The organism is Bradyrhizobium sp. UFLA05-89, from assembly GCF_059803475.1.
Map to the genome: position 1 here is coordinate 19299 of NZ_JBANBA010000021.1, position 20762 is coordinate 40060.

Sequence of the window (20762 nt, forward strand, 5' to 3'; positions counted from 1 at the left end):
AGCAAACACGAAGCGAGCGCAGCAATGTCGATAAGGTTAAAGGTCACTGAAGCGATCAGGCAGATTGCCAAGGAGCAGCACGTCACGCTGCCGGAGCTGACGGACGACCTGTCGCTGCATGAGACGGGCTTCGATTCGCTCGCCTTCGCGATCCTGGTCGCGCGCCTCGAGGACGAGATCGGCGTCGATCCCTTCACGATTTCCGAGGACGCTGCCTTCCCCGCGACCGTCGGCGATTTCGTGCGGGCCTACGAAAATGTCCCCGCGTGAGATCTTTGCACTCCGCGACTATCTCGGCGCGGAGCTGAAGGGACGCACGCTGTCGGACGCGCACGATCTGGTGTCGCTGACTGATGTCCTGTCGCAGACGGTCCTGGGCGGCCGTCTCGGCGAGTTGGCCGGCCGATCGGTGCTGCTGAAACTGTCGGACCAGCTCAAGTCCGGCCTTGCCATGATCGAGCTCGACGGCATCGCCCGGCGCATGCTGTTGTGCCCGCCGGATCTCAATCCGGCGCACCTCGGCGCGCTGATTGCCGACGCGGAGATCGATGCCGTCGTTACCGACGAGCCGGAATTCTGGAGAGACAGCGCGCTTCCGCTCGTCGTGATCGCGCAACTGCCGCTCACCGCGACTACGCCCGGCAAATCCGAGCGCGCCACCGAATGGCTGATGCTGACCTCGGGCACCTCAGGCGTGCCGAAGATCGCAGCGCATACGCTGGAAGCGCTGACCGGCGCGATCCGGGCCGAGGCGCCCGCGCGCGGCCCCGCGCCGGTCTGGGCAACTTTCTACGACATCCGCCGCTATGGTGGCCTTCAGATATTCTTGCGCGCGATCCTTTCCGGCGGCTCGATGGTGCTGTCGGACGCGCATGAGGTTCTCGCGGACCATGTCGCGCGGCTGAACGCGCGCGGTGTCTCGCACATTTCCGGTACGCCCTCGCATTGGCGCAAGCTCCTGATGAGCGGCTCAGCCGCGCAATTTGCGCCACGCTATGTCCGCCTCTCCGGCGAGATCGCAGACCAGGCCGTGCTCGAGGGCCTGAAGGCGGCATTCCCCAACGCCTCGATCGGCCATGCCTATGCCTCGACGGAAGCCGGCGTCGGCTTTGCCGTCAACGATGGGCTCGAAGGTTTCCCCGCCGACTATATCGGCGTGAACGCCAGTGGCGTCGAGATGAAGATCGTCGACGGCTCGCTGCGCATCAGGTCGAAGCGCACCGCGCATGCCTATATCGGCCGCAATGCCGGCAAGCTCGCCGAGGACGACGGCTTCGTCGACACCGGTGACATGATAGAGCTGCGCGGCGACCGCTACCATTTCGTCGGCCGCCGCGGCGGCATCATCAATATCGGCGGGCTGAAGGTTCATCCCGAGGAGATCGAGGCGGTCATCAACCGTCATCCGGGCGTGCGGATGTCGCGCGCGAAATCGCGCAAGAGCCCGATCACCGGCGGCATCGTCGTGGCCGACGTGATCCTTGCCGACGGCACCGATCCGGCGCAGGCGAAGGATATCCGCGAGCAGATCCTGGACCGGTGCCGGGTGCAGCTCGCCTCGCACAAGGTGCCGGCGGTGATCCGCTTCGTCCAGACGCTCGACGTCACCCCGGCCGGAAAGCTGGCGCGCACCGATGCATAACGTCCTCATCACCGGCGGCAGCCGCGGCATTGGCCTTGCGATCGCGACGCGCCTGGTGGGCGCCGGCTATAACGTGATCGCGGTGGCGCGGCGCGAGACCGAGGAGCTCGCGGCAGCGGTGCGCGCATCGGAGAAGCGCCTGCATTTCCGCGCTTGCGACCTCGCTGTGATCGACGCGATCCCGGCCTTCGCAAAGCTGGTGCGCGACGAGTTCGGTCCGATCTATGGCCTCGTCAACAATGCCGGCCTCGGCACCGAGGGTCTGCTTGCGACCATGCACAATTCCGAGATCGAGGCGCTGGTGCAGCTCAACGTGTTGTCGCCGATCATCCTCACCAAATATATCGCGCGGCAAATGATGGCCGACGGCGCAGGCCGCATCATCAACATCTCCTCGATCATCGCCACGACCGGCTACAACGGTCTGTCGGTCTATGGCGCGACCAAGGCTGCCGCGACCGGCTTCACGAAATCGCTGGCGCGCGAGGTCGGTAAGCTCGGCATCACCGTGAATGCGATCGCGCCCGGCTTCATCGATACCGAGCTGACGCAGAATCTCTCCGATGAAGGCCGCAAGCGGATCGCTGGCCGCAGTGCGCTGCGCCGGTTGCCCGAGACCGACGACGTCGCGCGGATGGTCGAGTATCTGCTCGGTGAAGGCGGACGCAACGTCACGGGTACGGTGTTCACAATCGATGCGGGAAATACCGCTTAGATCACGATCCGGACCCGAAGGGCCGCGTTAGCGCAAAGTGTGCAGCGGTTTTCGCTGGCGACAAACGCGGAACGCGTTTGCATTGCTCAAACAGTAACGGGGAACCGCAGCGCTACAAATTGAATTGACCGGGCTCAATTTCATTTCAGCGCGTTTGGTTCTAAGATGCTCCGCAATCGGTTGGCTTACGTCAATCGATCTGCCCTAATCGACAGGGAGCAGTGCATGACCGCTTCGAACCTTCCCCGGGTGTCAGCGCAGTCATCTCAAGCGAGAGAGAGCATCAGCAACTGCAAGCCGATGTCGCATCAGAATTCCGGCGATCATGGCTACGAGATGTATCCACAGCAATTCGTGCGGCTGATCGGCTGCCATGACGTGCACGCGCCCTCGGTGGCGGAGAACGAGAAGCTGCACTAGCGCTGCTTCCACGACATCGCGCAAAAGACCCAATCCGTTTTGCTTGCCGATCGCGTCCGCTGGCGCGACGCGAACGATGCTCTTGTTGTCCGGACCTGTTTCCGCCAATTATTACCAATCCCTCCAGGGTGAGCCGACCGGCGAACCCAATCGATTCCTGCCCCGTATCTTGATTGTGCGATACACATCGGTCCCAGGCGATGACACCAGGCGTCTCCTTCTACAGCAGCATCGCTGTCTTCCGCGGCTTCACCAGCCTGATGGATCCCTCCCTCTATTCGCCGTTGCCGGATGATTGGACCATCGGGGTGGCCGACATCGTCGATTCGACCAAGGCGATTGCCGCGCAGCGCTACAAGGCGGTCAACATGGCCGGTGCTGCGGTGATCGCAGCCGTCACCAACGCGCTGGAGGGACGGGAATTCCCCTTCGTGTTCGGCGGCGACGGCGCGAGCTTTGCGGTCGGGCCCGGCGATCTCGATCGTGCCCGTGAGGCGCTGGCCGCGACGGCGACCTGGGTCAGGCAGGATCTCGATCTGAAGATGCGCGTCGCGCTGGTGCCGGTCAGCGCGATCCGCGCGCAAGGGCTGGACGTGCGCGTCGCACGCTTCGGGCCGTCGGCCAACCTGTCCTATGCGATGTTCTCCGGCGGGGGATTGGGGTGGGCTGAAGCCGCGATGAAGCGCGGCGAGTTCGCGGTTCTGGACGCGCCCGACGACACGCAGCCTGATCTGTCCGGCCTGTCCTGCCGGTTCGAGGAGATCCCGGCCTCGCGCGGGCTCATCCTGTCGGTGCTGGTGGTGCCGGCGCGCGGTGCCGATCCGCCTGCCTTCCGCAAAGTGATCGAGGATGTGATCCATCTCGTCGAGCGCAGTCCGGATGCGGGCCGGCCGGTGCCGCCGCAGGGCCCGCCGCTGAAATGGCCGCCGCAGGGGCTCGACTTCGAGGCGCGCGCCAGGCGCGGCGGCTCGCTCCTCAAGCGCCGCGTCAGCGTGCTGGCCTATACACTGTTCGCCTACATGATCGTGCGCTTTGACATCAAGGTCGGCGGCTTCGTGCCGAAGACCTATACGCGGCAGGTCGTCGAGAACTCGGACTTCCGCAAATATGACGACGGGCTGCGCATGATCCTCGACTGCACGCCTGAGCTCGAGCGCAACTTGAGCGATCGACTCGCAGCCGCGGCGAAGAGCGGTGTCGTGCGCTACGGCCTGCACCGGCAGGATGCGGCAATGATGACCTGCTTCACGCCCTCAGCGCTGCGCAGCGACCACGTCCACTTCATCGACGGAGCCCGGGGCGGCTACGCATCGGCGGCGACGGCGCTGAAGGCGATGGTGGCGTGACGCCATTCCAGAAGCGGATTGTGGCTTCACCTCTCCCCGCTGGGGAGATGTGAGCAGTCAGCGTCCGACGCGCGTCCAGGTTTCGCCGCCGCAGAGCGCGCCGACGCAGCCTTCGACGCGGAGCGTATCAGTGCCGGTGACGGAGATGTTGCTCGCATAGGCATTGCCGTCATCGGCGTTGTAGATCTGCCCCGACCATTTGTTCGCTCCTGAAGGCTGCATGCCGCTGAACAACGGCAATCCGATCAGCGGGCGCCTGGCGAGCGCGGGATTTGCATTCTTGCTGTCGCTGGCGGGCTGACCGGTCGCGGTGTCGTAGGGCTCCTTCAGCCAGACGATGACGCCGCAGATGCCGCCGCCGCATTTGCTGACCTTCACCCGTGCATCGCCCGCCTGGGTCAGCCAGGTCCCGCTCGCATCGGCGCTCTGCGCACGTGCGGCAGGCGCGCCGAACAGCGCAGCGAGACAGGCGACGAGAACAGCGAATCTGCGGATCATGGAGAGCCCCGGAAAATGGAGGCGTCTCCATAGCAGCAAATCAGGATCATGCAACGCGCGGCTGCAATCACATTCCTGCGTTCATTTGCCCCAGCGCGCGAGGGCAACGGACGTTGCCGTGGACAGCCCGAACACCGCCATGGCGCCGCCGATCAGAGCGAACAGTGTCCAGGCCGGCGCCTGAGCAGTCGTGAGCGCGGCACCGCCGACGGCAACGATCAGGAGCCGCGCAGTGGACGCAAGCACCGGACCTCCGACGCGCGCGGCACCTTGCGATGAGAAATAAAGCGACACGCCGACGCCGAAGAAGACGAAGGCCGGCCCCGCCCAGTGGAAATAGCTGTGTGCAGCGGCGGTGACGCCGGCGTCGCGCGTGAACAGCGAGACCCACAGCGCCGGATCGAGCGCGACGACGAGGCCGATCAGGCCGACGATGAGGCCTGCCGCTGCCGCCGCCGTCCAGGCGACACGCCGCGCGCGCTGCAACTGGCCGGCGCCAATCGCCATGCCGACCATCGGCACCGAGGCGATGCCGAAGGCGAAGGTGATCGGGATCAGCAGGAATTCCAGCCGCGAGCCGATGCCGTAGCCGGCGAGCATCTCGGTACCGAAGCTTGCGAGAATTTTCGTGAAGATCAGGATGGTGAGCACGGTCTGCAGCGGTGACAGGCAGGCCACCGCGCCGACCTTGAGGATGTCGAGGAACATGCCGCGCTCGAACCGGAACGCCTTGAAATTCAGCGCCAGGCTGCTGCGGCCGGCGAGCAGATACCAGACGAAGAAGACTGCCGCGAGCGTGAAGGCGATGAGTTGGCCGGAGGCGACGCCGCGCATGCCGAGTTGCGGCACGCCGAACAGGCCGAGCCCGAGCGTACCGCCGACCGCGACCTGCACCAGGCTGGCGCCGATCAGTGTCATCGAGGGCAGGCGCATGTCGCCGGTGCCGCGGATCACCGAGGCAAGCGTGTTGACCAGCCAGATCGCGATCGCGCCGGAGAACAGCACCTGCGAATAGTTGCAGGCTTCTTCCAGGACATTGCCGCGGCCGCCGAGCAGCGTGAAGAAGCTGCGGCCGAACAGCAGCATCATCACGGTGAAGAACAGCCCGCCGCAAATGCCGATGATGGCGGCGTGCAGCGCCAGCGTCGCGGCGCGATTTCGATCGCCCGCGCCGAGCGCCCGGCTGATCGCGGACGACACGCCGCCGCCCATCGCGCCCGCGCTCATCATTTGCGTCAGCATGGCGAAGGGAAACACCAGCGCGATCGCGGCCAGCGCAATAGTGCCGAGCCGGCCGATATAGGAGGTCTCGGCGATCGCGACCAGCGTGCTGCCGACCATCGCGATCATGTTGGGGATCGCCAACCTGAGCAGCGTCGGCAGGATCGGCGCGATCAAAAGGCTGGCGATGGGCGACGTCACCGGGGCACGCGAGGCGGCCGGGGCACGCGAGGCGGCCGGGGCACGTGACGGTGCGGCGTCTATGGGGGCGTCTATCGTCATGTGTCACCGGGCGAAATTAGATGATGGACGACATATTATAATGCAGACATCGTCAGCGCCAGCCCTCCATTCAAGCAGGGCTCACCACGGCAGGCCGCATAGGTCGATGGTGCCCAGGCGCGGCGCGCGGACGACATCGAAGACGAACGGTGCGCTACAATCGAAGCGGATCCGCCCCTCCGGCTGCTCGCAATAGACATCGCCGGTGAAAGGATGCCAGTTACGGGCCTGGTAGAATGCGAAATTATGCGGCTCGCAGAACAGGAGCGCGAAGCGGACGGCCTCGTTGGCGCGAATTGTGTGAACAGCGGCATCGATAGCAAGCGTCGCGTAGCCGCGCCCACGGCAATCCTCGCGCGTGCAGACACCGCCGATGCCGCCAACATGAACCTTGCGGCCGTTCCAGGTGATGGTGCGGAAGTAGATGCCTACATGACAGGCAAGCCCGCCCTCAGGCGCCTCGATCAACACGCGAAGCTCGGTATCGGCCCACTTGATGTGGCTCCAGGGCCGCTTCTCGACGGCATCACGCGGCCAGACTGCCTTGAACAGCGGCTCGGCGATTTGCCATGAGGCGTCGCCGTTCAAGATGTCGATCTCGATGCTCATGGGGCCGCTCTTCCTGTTTTCCCGCGCAACGGCGCATTCGTTCTCTCTTAAACGCTTCAAAGGCAATGATATTTTGCATCAGCCCCCGCGAAGCTTTTGTTCTGAGCTGAATTTGAGCATTCAGGCCATGCCGACCGCGCCATGCGGTTTCGCAAATTCTAAGGTATTTAACGGCGCAGGAACCTTCTATAAGGGGTGACCGTTAGAACACGTTCCCCACCCAGTTGCGGACAACAAGCCATGACCTTTACGCTCCCCCCACTCCCTTACGCCTATGACGCCCTCGGCCAGTATATGTCGAAGGAAACGCTGGAATATCACCACGACAAGCATCATCAGGCCTACGTCACCAACGGCAATAACGCGCTGAAGGGGACCGAATGGGAAGGCAAGTCCCTCGAGGAGATCGTGAAGGGCTCCTTCGGGAAGAACCCCGCGGTCTTCAACAATGCGGGCCAGCACTACAATCACATCCACTTCTGGAGCTGGATGAAGCCCAATGGCGGCGGCACCAAGCTGCCGGGCAAGCTCGAGAAGAAGATCAATGAAGACCTCGGCGGCTTCGAGAAGTTCAAGACGGACTTCCAGGCGGCGGGCGTCGGCCAGTTCGGCTCCGGTTGGGCTTGGCTGTCCGTGAAGAACGGCAAGCTCGAGATCTCCAAGACGGCGAACGGCGAGAATCCGCTGGTGCACGGCGCCACCCCGATCCTCGGCGTGGACGTCTGGGAGCACTCCTACTACATCGACTATCGCAACCGCCGTCCGGATTATCTGAAGGCGTTCGTCGAGAACCTCGTGAACTGGGAATACGTGGAGTCGCTGTTCGACAAGGCATGAGGCTTCACGTCACCTGACAAGCGAGAAGGCGGTCGCTGTGTGACCGCCTTTTTTGCTGTGCGGAATTCGCGCGCACAGACATTTCCACATCGTCATGGTCGGGCATAGCCGTCCGAAGGACGGCGTCGTTTCCGCTCCGCCTATGTCCCGCGGCCATCCGCGACCTTTCCCGCGGGACGAAGAACGTGGATGCCCGGGACAAGCCCGGGCATGACGAGATTGTGGAGCGAGCGTGCCGAAGGAAGGCGATCCGCCATGCGATTGCTGTTGCTCGGCATAGCCCTGCGCGAGGCGCGCATCGCTCCCGCCATCACTGTGTTTGCATCGCGTCAGTGGCACCCTTAAGCAGAACGGATATCCCCTCGATCCGACCCGAGCCGTTGTCAGAACCTTCCCCGAACAATCCGACGCCTGCCGAGGACGCGGAGTCCGAGCCGCGGCCGGGGCGCATCCGCAAGCCGATCGGCTGGTCGACGATCATCATCGCAGGTCTGGTGGCGGTAAGCGCGGCGCTGGTCTGGCGGCGAGACGGCGCCGACGGCGTCCTCGACATTCTCACCCACGATCTCTCGCTATTCGGCGGCATCCTGCCGCGCGTGCTCGCCGGCTGCCTGCTCGGGGCCTTCATCTCGGAGATCCTGCCGCACGAGAAGGTGTCGCGCTCGCTCGGGCCGAACTCCGGCCTGATGGGCCTTCTGATCGGTACCGCCTTTGGCGCGATCCTGCCGGGCGGGCCCTTCACCGCCTATCCGGTGGCAAGCGCGCTGCTCGCGGTCGGCGCCGATTTCGGCGCCACCATTGCCATGGTCGTGAGCTGGACCCTGATCGGCTATGGCCGGGCGGTCGCCTGGGAAATCCCGATCATGGGCACCGATTTCACGCTGTGGCGGATCGTGATCTCGCTGCCGCTGCCGGTGCTCGCGGGGGCGCTCGGCCGTTTCGTCTATGTCCGGCTCTATCCGAAGCGTGACGCAGGGGACGACGAGACGTGAGCGCAGCACTCCTCATCGATATCCTGTTGTGGGGCTCGGTGCTCGGCGTCGGCCTGATCGCCTTTCGCCGCGGCAAGCCGGTGTTCAAGGCCTCGCTGCGCGAGGGGGCGATGGATTTCGTCAACATCGTGCCGCGGATCGCGCTGGGGGTGATCGGCTCCGGCTACATCGCCGCGATCATCCCGCAGGAGGTGATCACCGGCTGGCTCGGCCCCGATAGCGGCTGGCTTGGGGTGGTCACCGCCGTGGTCGCTGGGGCTGCCACGCCAGGCGGTCCCGTGATCGGATTCTCCATCGGCGCGGTGGCGTTGAAGTCCGGCGGCGGCGTCCCCCAGGTGGTCGCCTATGTCGTCGCCTGGGCGCTGTTCGCCTTCCAGCGGGTGATCCTGTGGGGAAATCCCGTTCATGCCGGCCCGTTTCGTCTGGTTCCGCTGCGCCGTCTCGGTGCCGTTTCCGTTCGTGGCGGCGGCCATCGCCATGGTGATCGGCAAGCCCTGAGAGGCTGCAAATGTTGGCGTCATTCCGGGTTCGATACTTCGCATCGCCCGGAATGACGGGTAAGGTCGGCGTGGACAGGGGTAATGTTATAATATAACATTCCCAAATGGTTCCCGCCGCGTCCCACGTCCACCATCACGACCATTCCCAGGGCCACTCTCATGACCACGCCCATGCCCATGGGCACGACCACACGCACGCCCATGTCCACGACCCCTCGGCGCCGCATCCCGCCCAGGCCGCGCCCTGGTCGATCCTGCGCATGACCATGGTGGGCCGCTTAGCCGCGGCACTGGCCGTCTGCGTGGTGCTCTGGGGCGTGGTCTTTCTGGCGATGAGGTGACCATGGCGGCGCTCGGTTTCCACAATGTCACCCTGGGTTATGACCGCCACCCGGCGGTGCACCACCTCAAGGGCGAGATCGCGCGTGGGGCGCTGGTCGCGGTGATCGGGCCGAACGGCGCGGGCAAGTCGACGCTGCTCCGCGGCATCGTCGGCATCCTCAAGCCGCTGGCAGGCAGCATCCAACTCGGGGGACTCGATCCGCGCGATATCGCCTATCTGCCACAGACCGCCGACATCGACCGCAGCTTCCCGATCTCGGTGTTCGATTTCGTCGGCACGGGGCTGTGGCGTGGGATCGGCCTGTTCGGCGGCATCGGCAAGGCCGCACGCGAGAAGATCCTGGGCGCGATCGCCGCCGTGGGGCTGAACGGCTTCGAGAATCGCCCGATCGGCACGCTGTCCGGCGGGCAGATGCAGCGTGTGCTGTTCGCGCGCGTGCTGCTCCAGGATGCGCGCCTGATCGTGCTGGACGAGCCCTTCAACGCCATCGACAGCAAGACCACGGCCGATCTGCTCGCGCTGGTGACGCGCTGGCATGGCGAGGGCCGCACCGTGCTCGCCGCTCTGCACGATATGGAGATGGTGCGGGCGCACTTCCCGCAAACGCTGTTGCTTGCGCGCGGCCCGGTGGCCTGGGGCGCGACCGCCGAGGTGCTGACGGCGGAGAACCTGATGGTCGCGATGCGGATGTGCGAAGCCTTCGACGACAGCGCGGCGGCCTGCGCCGACGATGACGAGCGCTCGCAGGCGGCATGACGCACGATGTATGACGCGCTGATCGGCCCCTTCACCGAATTCGAGTTCATGCGGCGCGCGCTCGCTGCCGTGGTCGCGCTGTCGCTCGCGGGCGCGCCGATCGGCGTGTTCCTGATGCTGCGGCGGATGAGCCTCGTCGGTGACGCCATGGCACATGCGATCCTCCCTGGTGCCGCGATCGGCTTCCTGCTCTCCGGCCTCAATCTGTTCGCGATGACCGCAGGCGGCCTGATTGCGGGATTTGCGGTCGCTATCCTCGCCGGCGTGGTCGCGCGCTCGACCGGTTTGAAGGAGGACGCCTCGCTTGCGACCTTTTATCTGGCCTCGCTGGCGCTAGGCGTCACCATCGTCTCGATCAAGGGCACCAATATCGATCTGTTGCATGTGCTGTTCGGCAACATCCTCGCCATGGACGACCAGACACTGCTGGTGGTCGCCTTCAACGCCACGATCACGCTGCTCGTGCTCGCGGTGATCTACCGTCCGCTGGTGATCGAGAGCGTCGACCCGCTGTTCCTGCGCACCGTCAGTCGCGCCGGGGGACCGGCGCACCTTGCCTTTCTCGCGCTCGTCGTCATCAATCTCGTCAACGGTTTTCAGGCGCTCGGCACGCTGCTTGCGGTCGGATTGATGATCATGCCTGCCGGCATCGCCCGGTTCTGGTCGCGCGACCTCACCGCGATGATCTCTATCGCGGTCATCGCCGCAGGGGTCTCGGGCTATGCCGGGCTCGTGCTGTCGTTCCAGACGCGGATTCCCTCAGGGCCGGCGATCATCCTGGTGGCGACCGTGTTCTACGTCCTCTCCGTGCTGTTCGGCAGCGTCGGCGGGCTGGTCCGGCAGATGTTTCCGGGCCGGCATCTGGAGGCTTGATTTCAGCGATGCGCCGCCTCCTGCTCCTCGCCGTTGCGCTCCTGCTGTTCGCCTCGCCGCTTCAAGCGGCGGAGCGGCTCAACGTGGTCGCGAGCTTCTCCATCCTCGCCGATTTCGTTCGCAACGTCGGCGGCGATCGCATCAACCTCACCACGCTGGTCGGTGCCGACAGCGACGTCCATGTCTACACGCCGGCGCCGGGTGATGCGAAGCGCATCGCGGATGCAAGGCTCGTCATCGTCAACGGGCTTGGCCTGGAGGGCTGGCTGCCGCGGCTCGTACAATCCTCAGGCAGCAAGGCGACCGTGGTGACGGCGAGCGCCGGCATCGCTCCGCTCAAGCTCGGTTCGGAGTCCGATCCGCATGCCTGGCAATCGATCCCCAACGCGAAAGCCTACGTGACCAACATCGCCGCCGCGCTGGCCGCGGCCGCGCCTGAGGATGCGGACGTTTTCCGTAGGCAAGCCAAAGCCTATCTGGAAAAGCTCGAAGCGCTCGACCGCGAGGTGCGCGAGGCAATCGCAAAAATCCCGCCGGAGCGGCGCAAGGTGATCTCCACCCACGATGCCTTCGGCTATTTCGCCGCCGAATACGGCATCCAGTTCATCGCTCCGCTCGGCGTCTCCACCGAAACCGAGCCCAGCGCCCGCGATATCGCAGGGATCATCAGCCAGATCCGAGCCCAAAAAATCCCGGCTGTGTTCCTCGAAAATATCAGCGACGACCGGCTGATCCGGCGGATCGCGGCGGAGACCGGCTCAAAGGTCGGCGGGACCCTGATTTCGGACGGTTTGACGGGCGAAAAGGGGCCTGCCCCCACTTACATTGACATGGTCAGGCACAATATAAAGGCCCTGACCAGCGCGCTTGACCATTAGGGCACGATCCGGAAAAGTGTGCAGCGGTTTTCCGAAAAGATCGTGCTCAAGCAAGGGCTAAAGCGCGATGACGATTCAACTTAGATTCATCGCGCTTTAGGGCAGGGGCCACCCCGCCTCGCGTCGCGCGACAAGCCCGACCCCGGAGTTGTTATGTCTGAAGCGACCGCCCCCAAGATTCTTGAAAAGATTCCCGTGACCGTGCTGACCGGCTATCTCGGGGCCGGCAAGACCACGCTTTTGAATCGCATCCTGTCGGAAAATCACGGCAAGAAGTACGCCGTCATCGTCAACGAATTCGGCGAGATCGGCATCGACAACGACCTCATCATCGGCGCCGATGAGGAAGTGTTCGAGATGAACAATGGCTGCATCTGCTGCACCGTGCGCGGCGATCTCGTGCGCATCATGGACGGGCTGATGAAGCGCAAGGGCAAGTTCGACGCCATCATCGTCGAGACGACGGGTCTTGCCGATCCGGCGCCCGTCGCCCAGACCTTCTTCGTCGACGAGGACGTGCAGAAGAACGCGCGGCTCGATGCGGTCGTGACGGTTGCGGATGCCAAATGGCTCTCCGACCGTCTGAAGGACGCGCCCGAGGCCAAGAACCAGATCGCGTTTGCCGACGTGATCGTGCTGAACAAGACCGACCTCGTCTCCAAGGGAGAGCTCGCCGAGGTCGAGGCCCGCATCCGCGGCATCAACCCCTATGCGAAGCTGCACCGCACCGAGCGCTGCTCGGTGGCGTTGGCTGACGTGCTCGACCGCGGCGCCTTCGACCTCGACCGCATCCTCGACATCGAGCCGGACTTTCTGGAGGCCGATGATCATGACCACGACCATGATCATCACCACCATCACGGACATGACCATCACCACCACCATGATCACGGCCACGGCCTGAAGCACTATCACGACGAGGAGATGCAGTCGCTCTCGCTCAAGACCGACAAGCCGCTCGATCCCAACGTGTTCATGCCCTGGCTCCAGAACCTCGTGCAGGTGGAGGGCCAGAAGATCCTGCGCTCCAAGGGCATCCTCGCCTTCCACAATGATGACGACCGCTATGTCTTCCAGGGCGTGCACATGATGCTCGAGGGCAATCACCAGCGGAAGTGGAAGGAGGGCGAGCCGCGCGAGAGCCGTCTCGTCTTCATCGGTCGCGAATTGCCGGAACAGGCCATTCGCGAAGGCTTCGAGAGCTGCATCGTCTCGTGATGAAAGAGTTTACGCCGGCTCCCGATTCACCCTCGATCGTCTCCGTCACCGACCGCGTCAAGCCGGTCGCGCTGGGGATGGCCGTGACGTCTGTGCATTTCCTGGCCGACTGCGCCGCCTTCGTCGGCGGCGAGGAGAATGTTGCGCTGGTGGATAGCCAGGGCGAGATCAGCACCGTCGCCGTCCATAGTGGCGGCATTCTTTCGACCGCGAGCGACGGCAAGCGCCTCGTGATGGGCGGCGACGACGGCAAGGTCACAGCGCTCGACGCCAAGGGCGACGTGACGTTGCTCGCGACCGATCCCAAGCGGCGCTGGATCGATGCGGTGGCGCTGCATGCCGACGGCGCCTTCGCCTGGTCGGCCGGCAAGTTTGCCTTCGTCAAGAGCGGCAAGAACGAAGAGAAGTCGATCGAGGTGCCCTCGACCGTCGGCGGGCTCGCCTTTGCGCCGAAGGGTCTGCGGCTTGCGATCGCGCATTACAACGGCGCGACGCTGTGGTTTCCCAACATGGCGGGGAGTGCCGAATTCCTGCCCTGGGCCGGCTCGCATCTCGCCGTCACCTTCAGCCCGGACAACAAATTCCTGGTCACCGCGATGCACGAGCCGGCGCTGCATGGCTGGCGGCTCGCCGATAACAGGCACATGCGCATGACCGGCTATCCCGGCCGCGTCCGCTCGATGTCCTGGAGCGCGGGCGGCAAGGCGCTGGCGACCTCGGGCGCCGACACCGTGATCCTGTGGCCGTTCGCAAGCAAGGACGGTCCGATGGGCAAGGAGCCCGCGATGCTCGCGCCCTTGCAGGCGCGCGCGTCGGTGGTCGCCTGCCATCCGAAGAACGACATCTTCGCTGCCGGCTATAGCGATGGCACCGTGTTGATGGTGCGTCTGGAGGACGGCGCGGAGATCCTGGTCCGCCGCAACGGCACACCGGCCGTGGCCGCGCTCGCCTGGAACGCCAAGGGGACGCTCTTGGCATTCGCCGACGAAAATGGGGACGGCGGCGTTCTGGAGCTTTAATTCTTCATCGTTCCGGCCGTAGTGTGGGCAAAGGTGCCCTTGCGCCGTGCCCACCATCGCTCCGCGAGACAAAAGTGGTGGGCACGTCGCGCGAACAGCGCGCCTTTGCCCACCCTACCGCATCTCTCAAACGGCGGCGCGAACCCATGCGGTTTCTGACGACCTTCCAGCTTGCAGACTTCCTCGATACGCTGGTCAGCCTTTTCACGGCCTTCGTGCTGGGAACGCTGATCGGCGCCGAGCGGCAATATCGCCAGCGCACCGCGGGCCTGCGCACCAATGTGCTGGTCGCTGTCGGCGCCGCCGCCTTCGTCGATCTCGCCATGCATCTGACAGGGGCCGACGGCGCGGTCCGCGTGATCTCCTACGTCGTCTCCGGCATCGGCTTCCTTGGCGCCGGCGTCATCATGAAGCAGGGCATGGACGTGCGCGGGTTGAACACTGCGGCGACGCTCTGGGCCTCGGCCGCCGTCGGCTCCTGCGCCGGCGCCGACCTGGTCGCGCAGGCTGTCGCACTCACGGTGTTCATCATCGCGGGCAACACGCTGCTGCGTCCCCTGGTGAACGCAATCAACCGCATCCCGCTGAACGAGAAGGCGCTGGAGGCGACCTACTACTTCAAGGTCGCGGTCACGACGGAAGCCTTGCCCGACATGCGCGACCGCCTCGTCGACAAGCTCGAGAGCGCGAAATATCCCGTGGCGGATGTCGAGGTTGTCGAGATCGGCGACGACATCCTGGAGATCGTTGCGAAGCTGGTCGCGACCGCGGTCGATCCGAACGAACTGAACGCCGTGGCCGTCGACATGCAGCGCCACTCCGGCGTGCGCCACGCCACCTGGGAAGTCAGCACGACGGACTGAACGCAGCGTTTCGGCGGGGTTCCCTGCGGCGACATCCCCGCGGAACTGCGGTCCGGCCATTTCGTTGATACTGCGGACGAATTCGCGGGGTAGCTGAGATGGCCGGTAAGCAAGACAAGCTCAGATTTCACCGGGATCTGCTGATCGCCTGTGTCCTGTTCGGGGCGGGCGTCCTGATCTCCGGCCTGTCGCTGGCGCAGATCCGGGCCGAGAGCCGGCAACACATGGCTCAAGCCACGCAGCCGCTGCAAGGCACGCCGACGCCGGATGATCAGAGCAAGACGCCCGCGGAGTCAAAGCCAGGCGGCGACCGCCCCACCACCCCAGCACCCGAGCCCGCGCGGCCCGATCCGCAGACTCAAGGTGCGGCGAAGCCGGTGCTGCCACAAGCGCCCGCCGAGAAGATCGCCCCGCCGATCAAGGAGCCGTCGATCAAGGAGAAGTAGCCCCCAACCGTCATTCCGGGGCGCGACGAAGTCGCGAGCCCGGAATCCATCTATCCGCTAACTCTGCGGCAGGATGGATTCCGGGCTCGACGCTGTCGCGTCGCCCCGGAATGAGGGTGGAGATCGTGGCGTCATCCCGGCTGATTTGCCCGACGCGCCAGTGGTTTCGCAGAACCCGCAACGCCCCACGCCAGCCGTCGCCGGCTACTGTGCATGGGGTTGTTTTCGACATTTTGATGCCCCGCCTTGGCAGGGCATAACGCAGGCGTGTCGTCAGCGCACCAAAATATTCCGGAACTGCCAGGGATCGCTGGTATCGATATCCTCCGGAAACAGTCCCGGACGATCCGTCAGCGGCGTCCAGTCGGTGTAGAAACCCTTCACCGGGCCGAGATACGGCATCTGGATTTCCAGCAGACGATCGAAATCCATCTCGTCGGCCTCGACGATGCCTTCGTTCGGGTTTTCCAGCGCCCACACCATGCCGCCGAGCACGGCGGAGGTCACCTGCAGGCCGGTGGCGTTCTGATAGGGCGCGAGTTTGCGGGTCTCCTCGATGGAGAGCTGCGAGCCATACCAGTAGGCATTGTTGTCGTGGCCGAACAGCAGCACGCCGAGCTCGTCGATACCATCGACGATTTCGTTCTCATCGAGAATGTGGTGCTTTTCCTGCATCTTCGCGGCGCGGCCGAACATTTCATGCAGCGACAGCACGGCATCGTCAGCCGGATGATAGGCATAGTGGCAGGTCGGTCGATAGATCGCCGTGCCCGATGCGTCGCGCACCGTGAAGTAATCGGAGATCGAGATCGACTCGTTGTGCGTGACGAGGAAGCCATACTGCGCGCCGCGGGTCGGGCACCAGGTGCGCACGCGCGTGTTGGCGCCGGGCTGCATCAGATAGATGGCAGCGCCGCAGCCAGCTTCGTGGGTCCGCGCATTCTCGGGCATCCATTTCTCATGGGTGCCCCAACCGAGCTCGGACGGCTGCACGCCTTCCGACAGGAAACCTTCCACCGACCAGGTGTTGACGAAGACATCAGGCTCTTTCGGCTTCTTGGAGCGCTGGGTGTCGCGTTCGGCGATGTGGATGCCCTTGACACCGGCCTGCCGCATCAAGTCCGCCCATTCGGCCTTGGTCTTCGGCTTGGGGGCATTGAGCTTCAGGTCGGCGGCGACATTGAGAAGTGCCTGCTTGACGAAAAAGGAGACCATGCCGGGATTGGCGCCGCAGCAGGAGACGGCCGTCGTCGAGCCCTTGGGCCGCGCCTTCTTGGCGGCCAGCGTCACCTCGCGAAGGGCGTAGTTGGAGCGCGCTTCCGGGCCCTTCGACGCATCGAAATAGAAGCCGAGCCAGGGCTCGTTGACGGTGTCGATGTAGAGAGCGCCGAGCTCGTTGCAGAGCTCCATGATGTCGGTCGAGCCGGTGTCGACCGAGAGATTGACGCAAAAACCCTGGCCACCGCCTTCGGTGAGCAGCGGGGTCAGCAACTCGCGATAATTGTCCCTGGTTACGGCCTTCTGGATGAAGCGCACATTCTGCTTCTCGCAATGTGCCTTGCGGCCCTCGTCCTTGGGATCGATCACGGTGACGCGCGACTTGTCGTAGTCGAGATGCCGCTCGATCATCGGCAACGTGCCTTTGCCGATGGAGCCGAAGCCGACCATGACGATGGGACCGGTGATCTTCGCGTAGATCTGCGAGGGAGGGCTCATGGGATGGTTTCTCCGGAACGTGCTGGCAGACAAAGGGTGAGGGGTGGATCAGGCGCTGCGGCGCTTGGCGGTGACTTCGATCTCGACCTTCATCTCGGGCTTATAGAGCGCTGAGACGACGAGAAGCGTTGCGGCCGGGCGGATGTCGCCGAGGACTTCGCCGCAGACGGCGAAATGCGCGTCGGCCTCGCTGCCGTCGGTGAGGTAGTAGGTCACGCGGACGATGTCGGCCATGTCGAATCCGCCCTCCTTCAGGGCGGCCTCGATGGTCTTGAAGCAGTTACGTGACTGGCTCGTGACATCGGCCGGCATCGTCATCGTCGCATAGTCGTAGCCGGTGGTTCCGGAGACGAAGGCGAAGTCGCCGTCGATCACGGCGCGGCTGTAGCCGGCGGTCTTCTCGAAGGGAGAGCCGGTGGAAATCAGGCGACGGGACATCTGTTCGACCTCGACTGAAGGGGTGTTTCGCGGGGTTAAAGGGCCTTTCGGGGCCCTGCGCAACCCCCGAAACGGCAGTGAAAGGAGCTCAGCGGGAGTGCTGTGTCGTACCTTGCGACGGCGGCGGCGAGCCGCTCCACCGTCGCACCAGGATGTCCCTGACGATCATGACCGCGATCAGGACGAACAGCACCGATGTGATCAGGCTGCGCAGGCGCGGACGGGCATCACCGCTGGATGCGGCCGGGGTCTTCGCCATGATGGACGTCGCCCTTTAGGCCGCGTGCGCGTGCGGGCGCGCCGCCCGCCGTTTGGGCAGCGCAGCGCCGGTCGGGATGATCATGCCGCAGGCGTCATCCAGGCTACCGGCCTCGAATTCGAGGCCGAGCAGCCGTTCGCGCTCGAACGGCCCCGGCAGTGAAAGCGCGCCGGTCTTCTCCGCCGAGAAGCCGAAGCGGGCGTAGTAGGGGGCGTCGCCGAGCAGGATCACGGCGGCATGCCCGCGCGCCCGGGCGGCGGCCAGCGCTTGATGCATCAGCGCGGCGCCGATCCCGAACTCGCGGCAGGCAGGATCGACCGCGAGCGGTCCGAGGACCAGAGCAGCCCTGCCTCCGGCGCTGACGTGCCACAGCCGCACGGTTCCCACGAGCTTCCCCTCGCGCAACGCCGACAGGGCAAGGCCTGCGGCGGGTGCACGTCCGTCGCGCAGGCGCTGGCAGGTGCGGCCATGGCGGTTCTCGCCAAAGCAGGCATCGAGCAGCGCTTCACGCATCGCAACGTCGGCAGCACGCTCCGCACGGATCGCGAACGGAGCGGCTTTCGAGGTGAGGGCGACCTGTGGCTTCCGAAGAGCAGTCATGACACGTCAGTCCTCGCTTGAACTTGCGGACAAGCGTCCGCGCGCACAAGCGTCGTCAGAAATCGAAAATGTCAGGGAGGAGCCGGCATCGCCGGCTCCCGGTTCATCAAGCCTCGACGTCGAGGCGGATCAGATGTGATACGTCTTCAGCGGCGGGATGCCGTTGAACGCCACCGACGAGTAGGTCGACGTATAGGCCCCGGTCCCTTCGATCAGCACCTTGTCGCCGATCTCGAGCGTCACCGGGAGCGGATACGGGCTCTTCTCGTACAGGACGTCGGCGGAATCGCAGGTGGGCCCAGCGAGCACGCACGGCGTCATGTCCGCGCCGTCATGCGGGGTGCGGATCGCGTAGCGAATCGACTCGTCCATGGTCTCGGCGAGACCGCCGAACTTGCCGATGTCGAGATACACCCAGCGCACCTCGTCCTCGTCGCTCTTCTTCGAGATGAGCACGACCTCGGACTCGATCACCCCGGCGTTGCCCACCATGCCGCGGCCCGGCTCGATGATGGTCTCGGGGATCTGGTTGCCGAAGTGCTTGCGCAGCGCACGGAAGATCGACCGGCCGTAGGTGACCACCGGCGGCACGTCCTTCAGGTACTTGGTCGGGAAGCCCCCGCCCATGTTGACCATCGAGAGGTTGATGCCGCGTTCGGCGCAGTCGCGGAACACCTGCGAGGCCATCGCCAGCGCACGATCCCACGCTTTCACCTTGCGCTGCTGCGAGCCGACATGGAAGGAGATGCCGCACGGCTCCAGGCCCAGACGCTTGGCGAGGTCGAGCACCTCGACCGCCATCTCCGGGTCGCAGCCGAACTTGCGCGACAGCGGCCACTCGGCGCCGGCGCAGTCGTAGAGGATGCGGCAGAACACCTTCGCAGCCGGCGCGGCACGGGCGACCTTCTCCACCTCGGCGGCGCAATCCACCGCGAACAGCCGAATGCCGAGCGCGAAGGCGCGCGCGATGTCGCGCTCCTTCTTGATCGTGTTGCCGAAGGAGATGCGGTCAGGTGTCGCACCGGCGGCCAGCGCCATCTCGATCTCGGCGACGGTTGCGGTGTCGAAGCAGGAGCCCATGGAGGCGAGCAGCGCCAGCACTTCCGGCGCCGGGTTCGCCTTGACGGCATAGAACACGCGGCTGTCGGGCAGCGCCTTGGCAAAGCTCTGGTAATTGTCGCGCACGACCTCGAGGTCGACGACGAGGCACGGCTCGGTATCGAGACCTTCAGTGCGGCGGTTGCGCAGAAATTCCCTGATGCGATCGGTCATAGCACCCTCCAAACGGCCCCAGCGACGGAGCCCGTTCAAAATGTTCTCGGACAGGGGTGCTTTGGCGCTGCCGCACGATGGAGACGCGACAGGGCCGAGAACCCGAGACCGAATTGTGCTGCCGTGGATTGGTTGGGAATTTTCCCGCCCGCTCACCTGGCAATGAAGGACAAGCCTTTTCAGTAGCCCGCGCCGGCGTTGGAATGCCGGTAGAGACCAAAAAAGCCCGATCCGTCGTTGCTTTAAGTCGCGTCCCCCGTTGAGAACGAGGTGCGCCGGTTCGCCTCCGGCTGCCAGTCACGGTTGCAAAGAGCAAAGTCACCTTCGACTAGGCATCTCTTTGAGAGAGATGCTGGACACTCCGGGCTTGCTTCAGTCTTCCGACTTCGGCACTTCCGAAGAGCCCCTCGGCTTCTTCACCCCTTGGCGGCTGTCCGGCCTCTTGTCCGGATACCTACCGACTGACACACGACCACAGGCACGTGCGAAATTGGGCAAGACCGCACATAAGCGTTTTGACTCTGCTTCGCAAGAATTTTTTTATGCTGAGAGCAGAATTGCCTAACGGCTGCTTGCGCTGTGGTGCGCGAGCGACGCTGAAGATGAACGGCTGTTAAGTTTGCGCGAGCTTGCGCGCGCCTCTTGCTCGCGCGCGGCGCCTCACGCGCGCTTCGTGAACGGCTCGACGCGCTGAGCAGCGCGGATGAACGCGGTCATGACGAAGACGCCGAGCGCGAACAGCACGGCCTGCACGATGTGCGCGCCGGTGTCGTCGAGCCCGAACAGAATCGCGAGCGCCCAGCCGCCGGCAAACGCCGCGCCGAACACCTCGGCGCCGATCAGGATGGCGGCGCTGATGACGGTGATGACGCTCGGCCAGACGATCTGGCGGGAGGAGGAGGCGGGTGCGTTCATGAGCTCTCGGTCCGTGGTCTTAGGGGCCGCAATCTCCCCGAAAAGGGGCCCGGGAGCAAGGCCAAATGGCGCAAAAAAGCCCCATCGCGTGCTATAGCTGGCTG

Annotated in this window: 24 protein-coding genes and 1 pseudogene; 16 read left to right on the forward strand and 9 right to left on the reverse strand. The window is 64.7% G+C overall.

From position 1 onward, the window contains the following. Positions 1–24: 24 nt before the first annotated feature. The 5 genes from SO139_RS13805 (at position 25) to SO139_RS13825 (ending at position 4123) form a co-directional block, all read left to right on the forward strand. Entirely contained in the window at positions 25–270 is a 246-nt protein-coding gene (locus SO139_RS13805; protein ID WP_449381434.1) for an acyl carrier protein, read from the forward strand. Next, positions 257–1642, forward strand: a complete 1386-nt coding sequence (locus SO139_RS13810) for a class I adenylate-forming enzyme family protein (RefSeq protein ID WP_474801258.1) — start codon at positions 257–259, stop codon at positions 1640–1642. Before SO139_RS13805 ends, SO139_RS13810 begins: the two co-directional genes overlap by 14 nt. Beyond that, entirely contained in the window at positions 1635–2357 is a 723-nt protein-coding gene (locus SO139_RS13815) for an SDR family NAD(P)-dependent oxidoreductase (protein WP_449381432.1), read from the forward strand. Before SO139_RS13810 ends, SO139_RS13815 begins: the two co-directional genes overlap by 8 nt. Positions 2358–2582: 225 nt before the next feature. After that, entirely contained in the window at positions 2583–2777 is a 195-nt protein-coding gene (locus tag SO139_RS13820; protein WP_449381431.1) for a hypothetical protein, read from the forward strand. A gap of 200 nt (positions 2778–2977) precedes the next feature. Further along, positions 2978–4123: a DUF3095 domain-containing protein gene (locus SO139_RS13825; protein ID WP_449381430.1), complete on the forward strand. Its 1146-nt coding sequence runs from the start codon at positions 2978–2980 to the stop codon at positions 4121–4123. 57 nt (positions 4124–4180) lie between these two features. Here SO139_RS13825 and SO139_RS13830 read toward each other — a convergent pair whose 3' ends face one another. The 3 genes from SO139_RS13830 to SO139_RS13840 form a co-directional block, all read right to left on the reverse strand. Next, the gene (locus SO139_RS13830; RefSeq protein WP_449381429.1) at positions 4181–4621 is read right to left on the reverse strand and encodes a DUF2147 domain-containing protein; all 441 of its coding nucleotides are present in this window, start codon (positions 4619–4621) and stop codon (positions 4181–4183) included. 81 nt (positions 4622–4702) lie between these two features. Beyond that, positions 4703–6124, reverse strand: coding sequence for an MATE family efflux transporter (locus tag SO139_RS13835; protein ID WP_449381428.1), 1422 nt, complete (start codon positions 6122–6124; stop codon positions 4703–4705). 81 nt (positions 6125–6205) lie between these two features. Next, positions 6206–6733 (reverse strand): GNAT family N-acetyltransferase, encoded by a 528-nt coding sequence (locus SO139_RS13840; RefSeq protein ID WP_449381427.1) that lies wholly within the window; start codon positions 6731–6733, stop codon positions 6206–6208. 240 nt (positions 6734–6973) lie between these two features. Between SO139_RS13840 and SO139_RS13845 the strand changes: the two genes are divergently transcribed. From SO139_RS13845 to SO139_RS13895, 11 genes and pseudogenes are all read left to right on the forward strand, one after another. After that, positions 6974–7570 (forward strand): superoxide dismutase, encoded by a 597-nt coding sequence (locus tag SO139_RS13845; RefSeq protein WP_449381426.1) that lies wholly within the window; start codon positions 6974–6976, stop codon positions 7568–7570. A gap of 380 nt (positions 7571–7950) precedes the next feature. Beyond that, entirely contained in the window at positions 7951–8562 is a 612-nt protein-coding gene (locus SO139_RS13850; RefSeq protein WP_449381425.1) for a permease, read from the forward strand. After that, positions 8559–9060 (forward strand): annotated as a pseudogene (locus SO139_RS13855) (hypothetical protein). The gene SO139_RS13850 and the pseudogene SO139_RS13855 overlap by 4 nt, the downstream one beginning before the upstream one ends. Positions 9061–9166: 106 nt before the next feature. Then, entirely contained in the window at positions 9167–9403 is a 237-nt protein-coding gene (locus SO139_RS13860; protein WP_449381424.1) for a hypothetical protein, read from the forward strand. A gap of 2 nt (positions 9404–9405) precedes the next feature. Next, a complete protein-coding gene (locus tag SO139_RS13865) occupies positions 9406–10161 on the forward strand; it encodes a metal ABC transporter ATP-binding protein (protein WP_449381423.1) in 756 nt (251 codons plus the stop codon). A 6-nt stretch (positions 10162–10167) separates the two neighbouring features. After that, positions 10168–11034, forward strand: coding sequence for a metal ABC transporter permease (locus tag SO139_RS13870; protein ID WP_449381422.1), 867 nt, complete (start codon positions 10168–10170; stop codon positions 11032–11034). An 8-nt stretch (positions 11035–11042) separates the two neighbouring features. Continuing rightward, a complete protein-coding gene (locus SO139_RS13875) occupies positions 11043–11912 on the forward strand; it encodes a metal ABC transporter substrate-binding protein (RefSeq protein WP_449381421.1) in 870 nt (289 codons plus the stop codon). Positions 11913–12065: 153 nt separating this feature from the next. Beyond that, complete coding sequence (locus SO139_RS13880) at positions 12066–13130, forward strand: CobW family GTP-binding protein (RefSeq protein WP_449381420.1); 1065 nt, start codon at positions 12066–12068, stop codon at positions 13128–13130. Continuing rightward, positions 13130–14149: a WD40 repeat domain-containing protein gene (locus SO139_RS13885; RefSeq protein WP_449381419.1), complete on the forward strand. Its 1020-nt coding sequence runs from the start codon at positions 13130–13132 to the stop codon at positions 14147–14149. Before SO139_RS13880 ends, SO139_RS13885 begins: the two co-directional genes overlap by 1 nt. Positions 14150–14295: 146 nt before the next feature. Continuing rightward, positions 14296–15012: an MgtC/SapB family protein gene (locus SO139_RS13890; RefSeq protein ID WP_449381418.1), complete on the forward strand. Its 717-nt coding sequence runs from the start codon at positions 14296–14298 to the stop codon at positions 15010–15012. Positions 15013–15110: 98 nt separating this feature from the next. Beyond that, on the forward strand, positions 15111–15458 hold the full coding sequence (locus tag SO139_RS13895) for a hypothetical protein (RefSeq protein WP_449381417.1): 348 nt from the start codon (positions 15111–15113) through the stop codon (positions 15456–15458). A gap of 273 nt (positions 15459–15731) precedes the next feature. Here the strand turns inward: SO139_RS13895 and SO139_RS13900 are convergent, their stop codons facing one another. The 6 genes from SO139_RS13900 to SO139_RS13925 form a co-directional block, all read right to left on the reverse strand. Further along, positions 15732–17174 (reverse strand): homospermidine synthase, encoded by a 1443-nt coding sequence (locus SO139_RS13900; protein ID WP_449381416.1) that lies wholly within the window; start codon positions 17172–17174, stop codon positions 15732–15734. A gap of 48 nt (positions 17175–17222) precedes the next feature. Continuing rightward, a complete protein-coding gene (locus SO139_RS13905) occupies positions 17223–17612 on the reverse strand; it encodes a RidA family protein (RefSeq protein ID WP_449381415.1) in 390 nt (129 codons plus the stop codon). Positions 17613–17700: 88 nt separating this feature from the next. After that, entirely contained in the window at positions 17701–17871 is a 171-nt protein-coding gene (locus SO139_RS13910; protein WP_449381414.1) for a hypothetical protein, read from the reverse strand. A gap of 15 nt (positions 17872–17886) precedes the next feature. Then, positions 17887–18471, reverse strand: coding sequence for a GNAT family N-acetyltransferase (locus SO139_RS13915; RefSeq protein WP_449381413.1), 585 nt, complete (start codon positions 18469–18471; stop codon positions 17887–17889). Positions 18472–18600: 129 nt separating this feature from the next. Further along, positions 18601–19743, reverse strand: coding sequence for a type III PLP-dependent enzyme (locus SO139_RS13920; protein WP_449381412.1), 1143 nt, complete (start codon positions 19741–19743; stop codon positions 18601–18603). 660 nt (positions 19744–20403) lie between these two features. Then, entirely contained in the window at positions 20404–20658 is a 255-nt protein-coding gene (locus SO139_RS13925; protein ID WP_449381411.1) for a hypothetical protein, read from the reverse strand. Positions 20659–20762: the final 104 nt, after the last annotated feature.